This window comes from Comamonas faecalis, from assembly GCF_039538025.1.
GTDB lineage: Bacteria > Pseudomonadota > Gammaproteobacteria > Burkholderiales > Burkholderiaceae_C > Comamonas_C > Comamonas_C faecalis.
In genome coordinates this window covers 1-15,515 of record NZ_BAABBP010000049.1, presented here as the reverse complement: position 1 = coordinate 15,515, position 15,515 = coordinate 1, and the positions used below count along the sequence as shown (strand labels likewise).

Annotated in this window: 13 protein-coding genes; 12 read left to right on the top strand and 1 reads right to left on the bottom strand. The window is 65.9% G+C overall.

Translation table 11 applies throughout. From position 1 onward, the window contains the following. The first annotated feature begins 417 nt into the window (after positions 1-417). Positions 418-669, top strand: a complete 252-nt coding sequence (locus ABD767_RS16790) for a hypothetical protein (protein WP_103046103.1) — start codon at positions 418-420, stop codon at positions 667-669. A 110-nt stretch (positions 670-779) separates the two neighbouring features. Here the strand turns inward: ABD767_RS16790 and ABD767_RS16785 are convergent, their stop codons facing one another. Continuing rightward, the gene (locus ABD767_RS16785) at positions 780-1,430 is read right to left on the bottom strand and encodes a DedA family protein (RefSeq protein ID WP_103046102.1); all 651 of its coding nucleotides are present in this window, start codon (positions 1,428-1,430) and stop codon (positions 780-782) included. Between the two features lie 206 nt (positions 1,431-1,636). Here ABD767_RS16785 and ABD767_RS16780 point away from each other — a divergent pair, with 206 nt between their 5' ends. From ABD767_RS16780 to gdhA, 11 genes are all read left to right on the top strand, one after another. Then, positions 1,637-1,912, top strand: coding sequence for a glycine zipper domain-containing protein (locus ABD767_RS16780; protein WP_103046101.1), 276 nt, complete (start codon positions 1,637-1,639; stop codon positions 1,910-1,912). A 31-nt stretch (positions 1,913-1,943) separates the two neighbouring features. Continuing rightward, positions 1,944-3,890 carry a DNA mismatch repair endonuclease MutL gene (gene mutL, locus ABD767_RS16775; protein ID WP_344869975.1) on the top strand — a complete coding sequence of 649 codons (1,947 nt, stop codon included), beginning with the start codon at positions 1,944-1,946 and terminating at the stop codon, positions 3,888-3,890. 386 nt (positions 3,891-4,276) lie between these two features. After that, a complete protein-coding gene (locus ABD767_RS16770) occupies positions 4,277-5,506 on the top strand; it encodes an MFS transporter (RefSeq protein ID WP_103046100.1) in 1,230 nt (409 codons plus the stop codon). Between the two features lie 115 nt (positions 5,507-5,621). Further along, the gene (locus tag ABD767_RS16765; protein WP_425549939.1) at positions 5,622-6,914 is read left to right on the top strand and encodes a DUF1329 domain-containing protein; all 1,293 of its coding nucleotides are present in this window, start codon (positions 5,622-5,624) and stop codon (positions 6,912-6,914) included. Positions 6,915-6,944: 30 nt separating this feature from the next. Beyond that, complete coding sequence (locus ABD767_RS16760; protein ID WP_344869974.1) at positions 6,945-8,525, top strand: DUF1302 domain-containing protein; 1,581 nt, start codon at positions 6,945-6,947, stop codon at positions 8,523-8,525. 190 nt (positions 8,526-8,715) lie between these two features. Further along, positions 8,716-9,897, top strand: coding sequence for a helix-turn-helix transcriptional regulator (locus ABD767_RS16755; protein ID WP_344869973.1), 1,182 nt, complete (start codon positions 8,716-8,718; stop codon positions 9,895-9,897). Positions 9,898-10,020: 123 nt separating this feature from the next. Next, entirely contained in the window at positions 10,021-11,388 is a 1,368-nt protein-coding gene (locus ABD767_RS16750; RefSeq protein WP_103046098.1) for an FAD-dependent oxidoreductase, read from the top strand. Between the two features lie 99 nt (positions 11,389-11,487). Then, positions 11,488-11,910, top strand: coding sequence for a Rid family hydrolase (locus ABD767_RS16745; RefSeq protein WP_103046097.1), 423 nt, complete (start codon positions 11,488-11,490; stop codon positions 11,908-11,910). Between the two features lie 111 nt (positions 11,911-12,021). Next, positions 12,022-13,626 carry a choline dehydrogenase gene (locus ABD767_RS16740; RefSeq protein ID WP_103046096.1) on the top strand — a complete coding sequence of 535 codons (1,605 nt, stop codon included), beginning with the start codon at positions 12,022-12,024 and terminating at the stop codon, positions 13,624-13,626. Between the two features lie 31 nt (positions 13,627-13,657). Then, complete coding sequence (locus tag ABD767_RS16735) at positions 13,658-13,957, top strand: hypothetical protein (RefSeq protein ID WP_344869972.1); 300 nt, start codon at positions 13,658-13,660, stop codon at positions 13,955-13,957. A 59-nt stretch (positions 13,958-14,016) separates the two neighbouring features. Beyond that, a complete protein-coding gene (gene gdhA, locus ABD767_RS16730; RefSeq protein ID WP_344869971.1) occupies positions 14,017-15,360 on the top strand; it encodes an NADP-specific glutamate dehydrogenase in 1,344 nt (447 codons plus the stop codon). The last annotated feature ends 155 nt before the right edge of the window (positions 15,361-15,515 follow it).

Sequence of the window (15,515 nt, the reverse complement as noted above, 5' to 3'; positions counted from 1 at the left end):
CCGCACTGCGGCTTTATTGCGCCCGCTTCGGGCTGTCGATGCAGGCTGTCATTGCTGTGCTGCTCGCCGCTTCGCATGAGCACCAGCCTGCCGGCAGTTGAAAACGGAATTGTTCAGGGCGGACTACCTACAACCTTGTCACCAATCTGTCTCAGCTGTAGGGGCGCCAAGTGCTAACCCGGCAGTCCACACGGACGCTGCGCGATAAAGCCGCGCAGCGCCGGTGACTTCTTCGCCGTCTCACAAATAGACGAAAACGGCTGTCCATTGTTCGTGGCGTGCTGCCGCCGAGCCGCCCCCTCCCCCCCGGAAGCCACCCGCCCGCTGTGGCCATTCGCCCATCAGCCGCGGCGGCTGCGTAAACTGGCGGCTACCGAAGCCCATCCGGCCCCCTGTTTCTGCACCAACGAGGTTTTCATGCACGTCCTGCAATTTCACACCCCCGCCAACAAACCCGACACGGCCCTGGTCACCAGCCTGCTGCGCCCCATCGACGCCCAGCCCGAGGTCAAGTTCGACCGCGAGCACAACGTGCTCGAAGTGATTTCAGACGCCGACGCCGAACAGGTTCTGGCCGTGCTGACCCAGCTCGGCTGCGAAGCCCAGCAGTTGGAGACCATGGTGCACGTCAGTGGCGGCAGCACCTGCTGCGGCAGCTGCGGCGGCTAAAAAACAATCCAGCAAACTGCAAGTTTGCGGTCGAGCCAAGGCGCAAAGCCGCTGGCAGGACGGTTCGTCGCAACCGCCCGCCAGCGGCTTCACTTATGGCGCCGCATTTTTCACTGCCTTGTTGACTGCGCCCGCCCCGAGCGCCAGGCGCCCCACAGCGCAATCAAGCCCGGCACCAGAATCAGCGCCCAGATGATTTTTTCGAGGTTGTCGCGCACCCACGGCAGGTTGCCGAAAAAGTAACCGGCAGACACCACACCCAGTACCCACAGGCAGGCGCCGCCGATGTTGAACGCGGTAAAGCGCGTCCGCCCCATGGCCGCCACGCCGGCGACAAAGGGCGCAAACGTGCGGATGAATGGCATGAAACGCGCCAGCACGATGGTGATGCCGCCATAGCGCTCGTAGAACGCGTGGGCCTGGTCGAAGGCTTTTTTGTTGAACCAGCGCGAATCCTCCCACTGGAACACCTTGGGCCCCAGCCAACGCCCGATCTGGTAGTTGCTCTGGTCGCCGGCAATCGCAGCGATCAGCAGCACCGTGCAAGCCAGCGTGAAGTCCAGCATGCCCGTGCCGGCCAGCGCGCCGACGATGAACAGCAGCGAGTCGCCCGGCAGGAACGGCATCACGACGACGCCGGTCTCGACGAAGACGATGACGAACAGCAGCACGTAAACCCACATGCCGTAGCTGGCCACAAAGGCCTGCAGGTGCTTGTCCACGTGCAGGATGAAGTCAATCAGAAACGCAATGATGTCCACGGGCCAAGCCTCTTCGTTGTCGGGTCGCGGCGCGTAATGTACCCGTCTGCACCGCCATGCCGCGCCGGGGCGGTTACTGGCAAATGCTCACACTTGCACGCAATCAGCAACCCAATCGCCATGTAGGCTTCACACGCTGGCGCCACAGTGCAGCCATGCGCTGCCACCGGGCGCGCACATTCCCTCCATCAGAAAGAACCTGCTGCATGACCTCGCAATACACGCCCATCCTCCGCACCCTGGCCCTTGCCGCCGCCCTCGCCGGCGCCCTTGCGCTCGGTGGTTGCGCGCACCGTCCGACCAACGCCCAGATCGGCACCGGCGTGGGCGCGGTCGCTGGCGGGCTGGTGGGCAGTGCGGTGTTCGGCTCGACGCTGGGTACCGTCGGCGGTGCCGCTGCCGGCGCGCTGGTAGGCAACGAGGTGGGCAAGAACAACGACCGCAACAACGGCAACAAGCGCGGCAACCGGGGCCGCCGCTGAAGCCTCCAATCCCGGCGCCTACAATCTCCGCGTGACTGCCGCCCTGCCTCCCGACTCCCCCTTTTCTCCCCCCACCTTGCCGCGCCGCGCCATCCGCGACCTGCCCGACGAACTGGTCAGCCAGATCGCCGCTGGCGAGGTGGTCGAGCGCCCGGCGTCGGTCGTGCGCGAGCTGGTCGACAACGCGCTGGACGCCGGCGCCAGCCAGGTCACGCTGCGCCTGGTGGGCGGCGGCGTTCGCCTGATTGCGGTCGAGGACGACGGCAGCGGCATTCCCCAGGCCGAGCTGGCCGTGGCGCTGCGCCGCCACGCCACCAGCAAGATCACCAGCCTGCACGACCTGGAGAGCGTTGCGACCATGGGTTTTCGCGGCGAGGCGCTGGCAGCCATCGCCTCGGTCAGCGAGCTGACGCTGTGCTCGCGCACCGGCGATCAGGCCAGCGCCTTTGCGCTGGCCGCACGCAGCGGCGAGTTGCGCCCGGCCGCGCGCGGCGTGGGCACGACGGTCGAGGTCAAGGAGCTGTTCTTCAGCACGCCGGCGCGGCGCAAGTTCCTCAAGAGCGACGCCACCGAGCTGGCGCACTGCGTCGAGGCCGTGCGCCGCCACGCGCTGGCGCGCCCCGATGTGGGTTTTGCCATCTGGCACGAGGGCCGGCTGGTGCAGCAGTGGCGCGCCTGCGGCCCACTGCACGACGCGCAGGCGCTGGCGCGGCGCCTGGCCGACGTGCTGGGCGAGGCTTTCGTCACGCAGTCGCTGGCGCTTGAGCACAGCGCCGGGCCGCTGACCCTGCACGGCCGCGCGGGCCTGCCCGACGCCGCCCGCGCGCGCGCCGACCAGCAGTACTGCTACGTCAACGGCCGCTTCGTGCGCGACAAGGTGCTGCAGCACGCCGCGCGCAGCGCCTACGAGGACGTGCTGCACGGCCAGCGCCAGCCGGTCTATGCGCTGTACCTGGACATCGACCCGGCGCTGGTCGACGTGAACGTGCACCCGACCAAGATCGAGGTGCGCTTTCGCGACAGCCAGGCGGTGCACCAGGCGGTGCGCCGCGCCATCGATCACACCCTGGCCGCGCCGCGCGCGCAGGCACTGGCAGCGCATGCGGAAAGCAGCGGCGCGCCCAGCACGGCCGCCATGCCGCCCGCGGCAGCCCAGCGCCCCGCCCCGCCCGCGTGGCAGGCGCAAAGCCGGCTGCCGCTGGCCGATCAAGCCGGCCACAAGGTCAGCGACCTGCAGCTGCTGTGGGGCGCGCCGGCACAGCGCGGCCCGGATGCGGCGCCCATTGCCCCATCCGCCGCGCCCGCTGCCTGCGCCATCGCCACGGCAGCGCTGCCGCAGGCCACCACATTCACACCCGCCACCGCACCGGCCGACACCCCGGACGCCCCCATCTGGCCGCTGGGCCGCGCGGTTGCCCAACTGCACGGCGTCTACATCCTGGCCGAGAGCGCGCAGGGCCTGGTCATCGTCGACATGCACGCCGCGCACGAGCGCATCGTCTACGAGCGCCTGAAGGCGCAAATGAACCAGGCAGAACGCATTGCCAGCCAGCCGCTGCTGATCGCCGCCACCTTTGCCGCCACGCCCGAAGAGGTCGCCACGGCCGAGGATCATGCCGACACGCTGGCGCTGCTGGGCCTGGAGGTGACGCCGTTCTCGCAGCGCACCCTGGCCGTGCGCGCGGTGCCGGCGGCGCTGGCGCAAGGCGACGCGGTGGAGCTGGCGCGCAGCGTGCTGGCCGAGCTGAGCCAGCACGACGCCAGCACCATCGTGCAGCGCGCACGCAACGAGATCCTGGCCACCATGGCCTGCCACGGCGCGGTGCGCGCCAACCGCCAGCTGACGCTGGCCGAGATGAACGCACTCTTGCGCCAGATGGAAGTGACCGAGCGCTCCGACCAGTGCAACCACGGCCGCCCCACCTGGCGCCAGTTGTCGATGAAAGAGCTGGACGCTCTGTTTCTGCGCGGACGCTGAACGCGCCCCGGGCACAAGCCCTTTCGGCAGCCGGGCACCGCGCCCTGCCCAATCCCGCGCCCCCATCCTGAAGCGAGCACGTGCACCGTGCTGCAACCGTTTGCGCGCGCCTTCGCTCGCTCACACAACGGCGTGACGGGCGCGCGGCCTGCGGCGCTCGCCCGCAACCATGGCTCTTGCTTCTGCCAAGAGCCGCCGCCCATCGGATCACGGCACCAATGACTGCGGCGAATACGGGTGCCACCGCAAAACGAAGCGAAGACTGGGACTAACCCTAGAAGGTACCAGATGGTACTTTGGGCCCGATAAGGCCAGCCATAGCATGCCGTCACATTGATGCAAATCATTGAAATCGCAGCAATTATGTGATCCGTATTTTTATTCGTATGACAAAAGCAGAAAAACACCATGGCAGGCAAATCTGGATCCTGGTATCCGGGCTTGGTATCGTCATGGGGATTATTTTCGGGATCACACTGAATGCCTTCAGTATATTGACGCTGCCTCTGATGGAGGATTTTCACTCCACCCAGGCCGAGACGGCGCACGGCTCCTGTATTTTCATTCTGACCATGACGCTGGTCATGCCGCTGGCAGGCTGGCTGCTTGACCGCATATCTCCCCGGCTGATCATGGTCTCGGGTGCCGTGGTGACCGGCATCGGCTACAGCCTGGCCGCACAAAGCCAGACACTGGATGCCTTCATTATCGGCATGGCCGTATGCGGCGCCGGGGTGGGCGTATCGACATACATCCCCGCCTTCACCCTGGTTGCGCACTGGGTCGCACCCATTCGCCAGGGCCTGTTTTTCGGCATCATGCTGGCCATCACCTCTCTGGGGGGCATTTTCTTCCCGCTGGTGCTGACTTCCGTGATTTCCGACCACGGCTGGCGCGTTGCCATGCGCATCGGCATTGCGCTGATTTTTCTGGTGTGCATCCCCCTGCTGTGGTGGGTCGTGCGCCTTCCCGGCAACAAAACCGCTGTCGAGCGCAGCGAAAAAAAGGCGTCTTCGTCCGGCTATGCCATCAAGGCGGCCTTGCAACTGCCCATTTACTGGGTGTGGGCGCTCTCCTTCTTCATGATCACGCTGAGCAGCCTGGGGATTTTGATGGGCCTGGTGCCCTACCTGAAGTTCGTCGGCTACACGAGCCAGAGTGCCTCGATGGTCTACGCGTCGATTGCAGCGGCCACCGTGATCGGCAGCCTGCTGTTCGGCTTTCTCAGCACCCGCTACGGGCCCGAGCGCACGTTTCTCGGCGGCCTGGTCGTCAACACCGCCGGGTTGCTGTTTCTCTTCTATGCCGGCACCGCGCACTGGGGCCTGGGTGCGGCTCTGGCTTTCAGCCTGACCTGGGGCACGACCTTCAACCTGGCCAACCAACTGGCCCCGACGCTGCTTCTGAAAATCGTCGGAGACCGCAACTTCGGCAGCCTGCTGGGTATTGGGAATCTGATTTCCGGTATCGGTGCGGCATTGGGGCCAATCGTGTTTTCTCATTTTGTCGACACCACCGGCAACTACGTCATATCGCTGGTCATTTCCATCGGCCTGCTGCTTGCATCCATTCCATTTCTGGGGATCTTTGTCGCCAAACAAAAAACTGCTGCCTGATTGGCAGGTCCAAACCATTATTCCAAGGAGATTTTCAATGAGGAAATACGTTGTCCCGCTGCTCATCGGCGCGATATTTTCATGATCCGCATGGTCCAAAGCCACCCAGGAAGAGATAGACAGCCTTGACAAGCAGAACACCTGCACTGGAGCCGAAAAGCAGGGAACAAAAGAAGGCGTTCCGGAATACTCAGGAAAATGGCTTGGAACTCCGCCGGGCGTGGAATACAAGGCCCATGTCGGCCAGCATCCGACGGACATCTACGCCAGTGAAAAGCCGCTGTTCGTCATCGATGCAAAGAACGTCGACCAATACGCCGATTTCCTGAGCGATGGCCAGAAAGCCATGTTCCAGAAATACCCGGAGACCTTCCGCATTCCGGTCTACCCCGGCCATCGGGACTTCCGCTTCCCGGACGCCGTCTGCGCGGCCGTCCGGAAGAATGCCCAGGAATCGGAAATCATCGACAACGGCCTGGGCGTCAAGGGAAACATGGGGGCCATCAACTTTCCCTTCCCCAAGTCCGGGCTGGAGATTCTGTGGAACACCCTGCTGCCAACCCGCCCGTACACCGAGCACACGCTGCGCGACGTGGCCAACGTGCTGTCCGACGGCACCATCTCCTGGGGTCGCAACGACAACCGGTCGCTGGACATTCCCAACATGCCGGACAACGTGGGCAAGCCAATCGACCGCAACGGCACCATGGCATACGGCATGAACAAGGTGCTGCTGCCGCTGCGCGAGAAGGGCTCGATCTCGATCTCGCAGGAACCGGTCAACTTCGCGGCGAACAAGCGCAAGGCATGGAGCTACGACCCCGGCATCCGCCGTGTCAGGCAGGTGCCGGAATTCGGCTTTGACCAGCCGCTGAGCGGCACGGGCGGCAAGATGACCATCGACTCCGACCTGCTGTTCAACGGTTCGCCCGAGCGCTATGAGTGGAAGTCACTGGGCAAGCGGCAGATGTACATCCCGGCCAATGCCTACAGGATCCACCAGCCGAACATCAAGTACTCCGACCTGCTGGCCAAGGGCCACGCCAACCCCGACTACATGCGCTATGAGCTGCGCCGCTTCTGGGTGGTGCAGGGCACGCTCAAGGAGGGCTTTCGCCACCTGTACCCCAAGCGGGTGCTGTTCGTGGACGAAGACACGGGCCACTCCGTCGCCTCCGACATGTACGACGCCCAGGGAAAGATCTGGAAGCACGCCCTCGTCAACGACTACTACGCCTACGACATCCAGGGCTGGAACACCGGCACGTCGTTCTACCACGACCTCAATTCCGGCAGCTACCTGGCCTACAACCTGTTCCAGGAACGCGAGCGGGGCCCCGTGCTTAACAAGGGCGACTACGTCCCCGGCATGTTCACCCCCGAAGCCGCACGCAGTGCGGGCAACTGAAGCAGGCCACCAGATTCAAGGGACATTCACATGATCAAAAACCAGCAACGGGGCCTGGTCGGCCTGGCGGTTCTGTCGGCCCTGGCGTGCACGCAGGCCTGGGCGGGCACCGAGCCCATTTATTTTGGCGACGGCTACAAGCTGGACTGGCGCCTGAACACCACCTACGCGCTGTCGGTGCGCACCAAGAACCCGGACGCGCTGCTTACCAGCCCCGCAAATTCGGGTGGCAATGACGGCGACAGGGCGTTCAGGAAGGGCGACCTGACCGCCAACCGGGTCTCCGCCCTGTTCGAAAGCACGATCTCCAAGGGCGACAGCGGTTTTGTGTTCTCCGGCAGCACGTTCTACGACGCCGTCTACCACCATCGCAACGCGGTGACCGGCCTGGTGAATCACCCCGGCCCGGTCAATGAGTACACCGACGCGGCCAGGCGCTACCACGGCGGCTACAGCCGCGTGCTCGACGCCTACGCCTACACCTCGTTCGATCTGGGCAGCAGCAGCCGGGCCACACTGCGCGTGGGCCGCCACGCGGTCAACTGGGGCGAGTCACTGTTCTTTCCCAATATCGCGATGGCGCAAGGCCCGTTCGACGGCACCAAGACCGGGGTTCCCGGCACCGAGACCAAGGACTCCATCCTGGCCGAAGACCAGATCTCTGGCTCCATCGCGGTGACGCCGCGCTGGTCGCTGCTGGGCCAGGTGCAGTTCAATTTCCACCCGACGCTGGCTACGGCACCCGGCACGTTCATGAGCACGAGCGATGGTGTAGGCCCGGGCGGCATCTGCCTGGAGTCCTGGGACCCGGGAACCAACCAGTGCGGCTTCGGCCTGCGGCAGGGCGACATCAAGCCGGGCAACACCGGGCAATGGGGCATCGGCACGCGCTACCGGGTGACGGACGACACGGAAGTCGGCCTGTACTACCTGAACTACCACGACAGGACGCCGCTGCCGGTCATCAACTTCGGCGACGAGACCTACCGCATCCGCTACTTCGACAACGTCAAGCTGCTGGGCTCCACGGTCAGCACAACCTTCGGCCCGGTGTCGGCCTATGGCGAGTTCACCTACCGCCGCGGCGCGCCCGTGGTGGTCGGCGACTACGGCACGCCCACCCGCTCCAACATCGGGCAGTTGAACCTGGGTGCCTTCTACAACATCGGCCGCACCTCGTTTGCCGACTCCGTCCTGTTCCTGGGCGAAGTGTCGGCCGTCAAGATCGGCAAGATCCAGTCGCGCGCGCCGATCGCGCCTGCGGGCTATGAGGCTTACTTCCCCAGCAGCGACTCGCCCACCTTCCGCACCAAGAGCGGCCTGGCATTCACCGGCACCCTGGTGCTGGACTATTTGAGCATTGCCGAAGGCTGGGATCTGTCGGTGCCGCTGAGCTACTCGCACCAGCTGCGTGGACATACGCTGCTGGGCGGCGTGGGCGGCCAGGGCGACAGGCGCTACAGCGTGGGTCTGTCCTTCGTCAAGAACGACAACCTGACCTTCGACATCACCTACGTCGGCAACATCGGCAAGGCCTCGCTGGATCCCAGGTATGAGCGCCTGGAAACCGACCGCGACCAGTTGTCGGTCAGTGTAAAGTACGATTTCTGACCGCGCGGCAGCCTGCCGCTCGGCAATGGACGGGGCGCCTGGCGGGCCGCGGCCTGCCCCAGGCGCCCCGTCCGTTGCATTGGCCGCTGACGCACCGCACCGGCACAGCCGCCCGCGGCTACAGGGGCTACCCGCCGCAAGGCAGTGGCCTGCACAGGCCCCACACACCTTGTTTGCAGAGGAGCCGCCCATGCAGGCAGACCACGCCCGCCATCTGCCGCAGCCGGGCGACACCATGGGCGCCCTGCTGCAGTGTCTGTACGCGGGCATCTCACAAGCGACGCCCTGGCAAGACTTTGCCGAGCAGCTGCGCCTGCACCTGGCGGCGCGCACGGTGTGCGTCACGCTGCACCATTCCGAGGACGAGAGCCAGGACGTGTACGTCATGGCGAGCATTCCCGCGGATACCATCGACTGGGCGCAGCTGGAAGCCACGTACCGGGCCGAATGGATGGAGGACGATCCGCTGCGCCCCAGCAGCATGGAGCCGGGGCAGATCAGCCTGGCGCAGGCGGCGCAGTCCGCCGCGCTGAAATCGGGCCTGCTCAAGGACGCCGGCATCTCGCAGAACCTGCGCCTGTGCGCCGCCGAGCCAGGCGGCATGAGGTGCTGGATCGACGTGATCCGCAGCCGGGATCTTGCCGCGCCCGAATTCAGCGCCGCCGATCTGGCCCTGATGCACGCACTGCTGCCGCACATCACGCAGGCGCTCGGCCTGTACGCACAGCTCAGGCGCCAGGAGGCCGAGACGGCCATCTACCAGGGCATGGTCGAGCATTTCTCCCTGGGCTGCATCCTGATCGACCACCAGCGCAAGGTGATTCACACCAACAGCGTGGCCACCGCGCTGCTGCAGCGCCGCCTGGGCGTGTCGCTGGCCGGCAGCCGCCTGGTGCTGGCGCAGCGCGAGGCCCAGGCGGTCTTCGACGAGGCGCTGTCCGGCATTCTTGCGGCCCACGAGAAAGCCGGCACGCCCCCGGAAGGGGTGGCGGTGCGCGTGGGCGACTATCACGACCGGCTGCTGGGCCTGCTGGTCTACCCGGCGCCGCTGCACCATTACTACCGCAGCGGCCAGGCGCCCTGTGCCGTGGTCTACGTCAGCGACCTGACCGCTGGCCTGGACGTGCTGCGGCCCGGTCATTCCCATTCGCTGCAACGCGTCGTCCAGCTGTTCGGCCTGACGCGCCAGGAGGCGACGCTGGCCCTGCTGCTGGCGCATGGCAGCAGCCTGGCCCAGGCGGCACGGGAGATGGGCGTGGCCGAGGTCGCGGCGCGCAACTACTCCAAGAAGATCTACAGCAAGATGGGAATTTCCAGCCAGGCCGACCTGATCCGGATCGTCCTGCGCAGCGTGTCCTTCCTGCGCCGCTGATACCGGCAAGACCGGTGCCAATTGGTACTGGCAAGGGGGAAACCGCCTGTTTAGCATGCGTTGCAATACGCATGGCGCTTGCAGTGAATGGCCATGCATTCACGCCGAGTCAGGAAGTACCCGATGGAAAAGACACTGGAGCGCCCCCTGCCGCGGGGCGATGCCGCCGCCACGAAAGCCGAGTATGAAAGCGGCAAGCCCCCCATCCACTGCAGCGGCTGGACCACGGTACGCCCGCACCAGCGCTACGGCGCACTGCAGCAGGACATCCATGCCGACGTTGCGGTCATCGGCGCCGGGCTGGCGGGCAGCTCGGTGGCGCTGCACCTGGCGCAGCTGGGCGCCTCGGTAGCCCTGATCGAGGCGCGGCAGCCGGGCGACGGCGCATCGGGCAGGAACGCTGGCCATGTCCAGCCCTTTCTGGATCACCTCGAATACCTGAAGGACTGGCCCAACGCCGGCCAGGACTTCATCCAGATGTTCATCGAGCAGCGCAACATCGTCTTCGATCTTTGCGAGAAATACCGCATCGACGCCGACGCGCTGAAGTCCGGCATGGTCGAGGCGGCGCTCAAGCCGCAGAAATCGCTGGCCGCCAAGGCGCGCCACTGGCGCTCCATGGGCTACGCAGTCGAGGAGCTGGACGCCACCGGCATGCGCAAGATCCTGGGCACCGGCGCCTACCAGTACGGCCTGCACTGGAGCGAAGGCGGACGGGTCAACCCCTATCTGCTGACCAACGGCATGGTGGCCGCAGCCGCCGGACTGGGCGCCAAGGTGTTTGGCGACTCGCCGGTTCTGCAGTGCCACAGGGACGGCGCGCTGTGGCGCGTGGCGACAGCCCAGGGCAGCGTGCGCGCAGGCAAAGTAATCATCTGCACCAGCGGCCACGACGGCAACGGCTTTTTCCCAGGACTGGCCGCCACCAGCTACCCGCTCGTCGCCTGCGCCGTGGCGACACGGCCCGTTCCCAAGGAAGTTCTGGATTCCATCAACCCGACGCGTGCGGCCGTCACACAGTTCCCTACGGGCCTTTACCCCATCGTGATGGACGGCAGCAACCGCATGATCTCGGCCACCATCCCGCACCCGGGCAGGGCCAGCGAAGGCGCGGTCTACTTCAACTACTTTCTCAACTATCTGCACAAGACCTTCCCGCAGACGCGGGACGTGGACATTCAGATGGAGTCGTACTGGACCGGCGTGACCGCCAGCTCCTCGCACGTCTACCACGCGGACTACCCCAACATCTTCCAGCTGGACGACGGCGTGATGGCTCTGTCCAACCTGGGCACCTGGGGCAACATCATGGGGCCGCTGCTGGGGCGGCACCTGGCCCAGGTCGTATATGCCGACCGCCCCCAGGACTTGCTGCTGCCGTGGCTCACGCCGCAGTCGCGCACCGTGCGCCATCCGGACTGGTTCTCGTTCAAGGTCCGCCGCTTCATGCTTCCGGCCGCACGGCTGGTGGACAAGCTGGGGCTGGCCTGACGCCCCGCAGGCGCAGTTTGTGCGGCACCAGATGGGCCGGGCGCTCCAGTCCTGCCGCCCCCTGCTCCACCTTTCACCCACACCATCACCCGCATCCCCATGGCTGACAACACCTCTCACATCAAGCACATCAACCCCAAGGAGCTGCTGGGCTTTCCGGGCCTGAGCCAGATCGTGCGCGCGCGCGCTGGCACCACCGTCTACCTGGCAGGCCAGTCGCCCTTCAATGCACGCTTCGAGCTGATCGGAGGCGACGACTTCAAGGCACAGGCCACCGCCGCGCTGCAAAACGTCGCCACAGCGGTCGCTGCCGCCGGCGGCAGCCCTGCCGACGTGGTCAGCAGCACGGTCTACATCAAGGGGCTGAACGGCGCGCGCAGCGGCCAGTTCTTCGAGGCCGCGGCCCAGGCGCTGGGCGGACAGCCCTTCCCGGCGCATGCCATCAGCCTGATCGGCGTGGCCGAGCTGGGCGCTGCCGAACAGCTCATCGAGATCGTCTCCACCGCGGTTCTCGCGCAGTGACCCCTGCCGCGGCCGCACGCGCGGCGGCTTCCAAGAGGACGGACCAGGCACCGTCTCGCACCTACTTGCCAGAGGCGCCGGGCGCAGCCCCGGCCCGAAAAACCATGCACCATGCCTGACGCACCACAGTTCGACTTCATCATCATTGGCGCCGGCTCGGCCGGCTGCGTGCTTGCCAACCGCCTGTCGGCCGACGTGCGCCACCGGGTGCTTCTGATCGAGGCCGGCGGCCGGGACTCCAGCCCGCTGATCCATGTGCCCGGCGCGTTTCTGGCGCTGCTGCAGACCGGCAAGCTCACCTGGAACTACCAGACCGCGCCCCAACAGCACCTGGACGGACGCGTGCTGCACGACGCCCGCGGCAAGGTGCTGGGCGGCAGCAGCTCGATCAACGGCATGTGCTACAGCCGCGGCGCGCCCGAGATCCTCGACGGCTGGGCGGCGGCGGGCAACCGCGGCTGGTCCTACCAGGACATGCTGCCCTACTACCGCCGCGCCGAAGGCAATCTGCATGGCGCCGACGCTTACCACGGCGGCGACGGCCCGCTGCGGGTGACGCGCATGGGCCTGAACAACCCGGCCACCCGCGCATGGGTGCAGGCGGCCCAGGAGGCGGGCTACCCCTACAACGACGACCACAACGGCGCGGTCTCGGAGGGCTTCGGGCCGGGCGAACACACCATCTACAAGGGGCGGCGCATCAGCACCGCCGTGGCCTATCTGCGCGGCGCCAGAAAACGCAGCAATCTGCAGATCAGCACCGAGTCCCATGCCACCCGCATCCTGTTCGAAGGCAGGCGCGCCGTCGGCGTCGAATACCGCCAGGGCGGCGAGCTCAAGCGCGCCTACGCCCGCCAGGAAGTCATCAGCAGCGCCGGCACCTTCCAGTCCGCCCAGCTGCTGATGCTGTCGGGCATCGGCGCTGCCGACGCGCTGCAGCCGCTGGGCATCACCCCGCTGGTCGACCTGCAGGGCGTGGGCGCCAACCTGCACGACCACATCGGCACGCAGGTGGCCATGCAATGCCCGCAGCCGGTCACCTATTACAAATACTTCAGCAGCCCGCTGGCCATGGCGCGCGCCGGCCTTGGCTATGTTCTTGCCCGCAAGGGGCCGCTGGGCAGCAATGCCATCGACGCCATGGCCTATCTGCGCTCGGGTGCGCCAGGGCACGACCAGCTCGACCTCAAGTTCTACTTCATCCCCGCCCTGCTGGCGGTCGACGCCAGCGACCGCAAGTCGCACGGCATCACCAACCTCATCATCCTCACCCGCCCGGAAAGCCGCGGCCGGCTCAGCCTGCGCTCGGCCGACCCGCAGGACAAACCGGTGATCGACGCCAACTACCTGAGCGCACCGCGCGACGTCGAGGCGCTGCGCCGCGGCATACGCATCTCGCGCCGCATCCTGGGCGAGCCTGCCTATGCCGACTACCGCGGCCGCGAGGTGCTGCCACGCCCTGAAATCGACGACGACGGGGCCATCGACGCCTTTTTGCGCCGCACCTGCGAGGTCAACTACGAAGCCGTCGGCACCTGCCGCATGGGCTCGGACGCGCTGGCCGTGGTCAACGACCAGTTGCAGGTGCACGGCGTGGAGCACCTGCGCGTGGTCGACGGCTCGGTCATGCCGCGCATCACCACCGGCGACCCCAACGCCACCATCATCGCCATCGCCGAAAAAGCAGCCGACCTGATGCTGGGCAAGGCCCGCTGATTCCATTTTTATATCGATCGAGTACGCGAAGGTGAAGCGCAGACAGTGCTGTAGCACGGCAAGCGAAGCCGACAAAGTAATCGTTTGGAATGACACCCGCCTGCAAGCCACAAGCCGTCAGCCCAGCGTGCTGCCGGCAGCACTGCCGAGCCTGAAAAAGCCCGCCACACCCTGGCCGACGGGCGGCGTCGGCGCAGACAGCACGCAACACCCGCATGCCGCAACCGCGGCGGACATCTTGCTTGTTGCCCTTGCAAATCAACGATTTACAAAGACATTGCGCCTGACTCTGGAAGGTACATGCATTTTCTCCCAGCAGGGTTATGCATGAATGCATGCAAGTTTGGCATAATCTGCTGCACTGCCACATTTTCGGAGTCTGTCCCCACCATGAAGTACGCATCCGCCCACCAGTTTCTGGAACAAATCGCCCGCAACAACCCGCATCAGCCGGAATTCCTGCAGGCGGTCACCGAGGTGATGGAAACGCTGTGGCCGTTCATCGAGAAAAACCCACGCTACGCCGACCAGGCCCTGCTGGAGCGCCTTGTCGAGCCCGAGCGCGTGGTGATGTTTCGCGTGTGCTGGACCGACGACCACGGCCAGGTGCAGGTCAACAAGGGCTACCGCATCCAGCACAGCATGGCCATCGGCCCGTACAAGGGCGGCCTGCGCTTTCACCCGTCGGTCACGCTGTCGGTGCTCAAGTTCCTGGCCTTCGAGCAGACCTTCAAGAACGCGCTGACCACGCTGCCCATGGGCGGCGGCAAGGGCGGCTCGGACTTCGACCCCAAGGGCAAGAGCCCGGCCGAGGTGATGCGCTTTTGCCAGGCGTTTGCCAGCGAGCTGTTCCGCCACGTGGGCGCTGACACCGACGTGCCGGCGGGCGACATCGGCGTGGGCGGGCGCGAGGTGGGCTACATCGCCGGCATGGTCAAGAAGCTGTCCAACCGCGCCGACTGCGTGCTGACCGGCAAGGGCCTGGCCTTTGGCGGCTCGCTGATCCGCCCCGAGGCAACGGGCTACGGCTGCGTGTACTTTGCGCAGGAGATGCTCAAGACGCGCGGCCGCGGCTTCGAGGGGCTGCGCGTGTCGGTCTCGGGCTCGGGCAACGTCGCGCAATACTCGGTCGAGAAGGCGATGGAGCTGGGCGCCAAGGTCATCACCGTCTCCGACTCCAGCGGCACCATCATCGACGAAGAGGGCTTTACCCCCGAAAAGCTGGCCATCCTGATGGAGGTCAAGAACCGCCTGTACGGCCGCGTCAGCGACTACGCGGCGCGCACCGGCGTGAAGTTCGAGGCAGGCGTGCGCCCCTGGCACGTACCGGTGGACGTCGCCCTGCCCAGCGCGACCCAGAACGAGCTGGACGACAACGACGCGCTCACGCTGATCAGGAACGGCGTGCTGTGCGTAGCCGAAGGCGCCAACATGCCCTGCACCAACGAAGCGGCCAAGACCTTCGAAAAAGCCGGCGTGCTCTACGCCCCGGGCAAGGCCAGCAACGCCGGCGGCGTGGCCACCTCGGGCCTGGAGATGAGCCAGAACGCGATCCGCCTGTCCTGGTCGCGCGAGGAAGTGGACGCCAAGCTGCTGGGCATCATGCAGAACATCCACGGCGTCTGCGTGGAGCACGGCAAGCGCGCCGACGGCTCGGTCAGCTACATCGCCGGTGCCAACATCGCCGGCTTTGCCAAGGTCGCCGACGCGATGATGGCCCAGGGCGTGATCTGATCGCGCCTGAAAAAGCCGGCATGCAGCCCAATGCCAGTCAGTTAACCTGCTGACTGGCATTTTTTCGTTGGGAACTTGCTGCGAGAGCGTTTGACCTCACGCGGGAAGGATCGCTCAGTGCGACGAGGCGGGAGCACAAAGTAACGAGCTTGTTC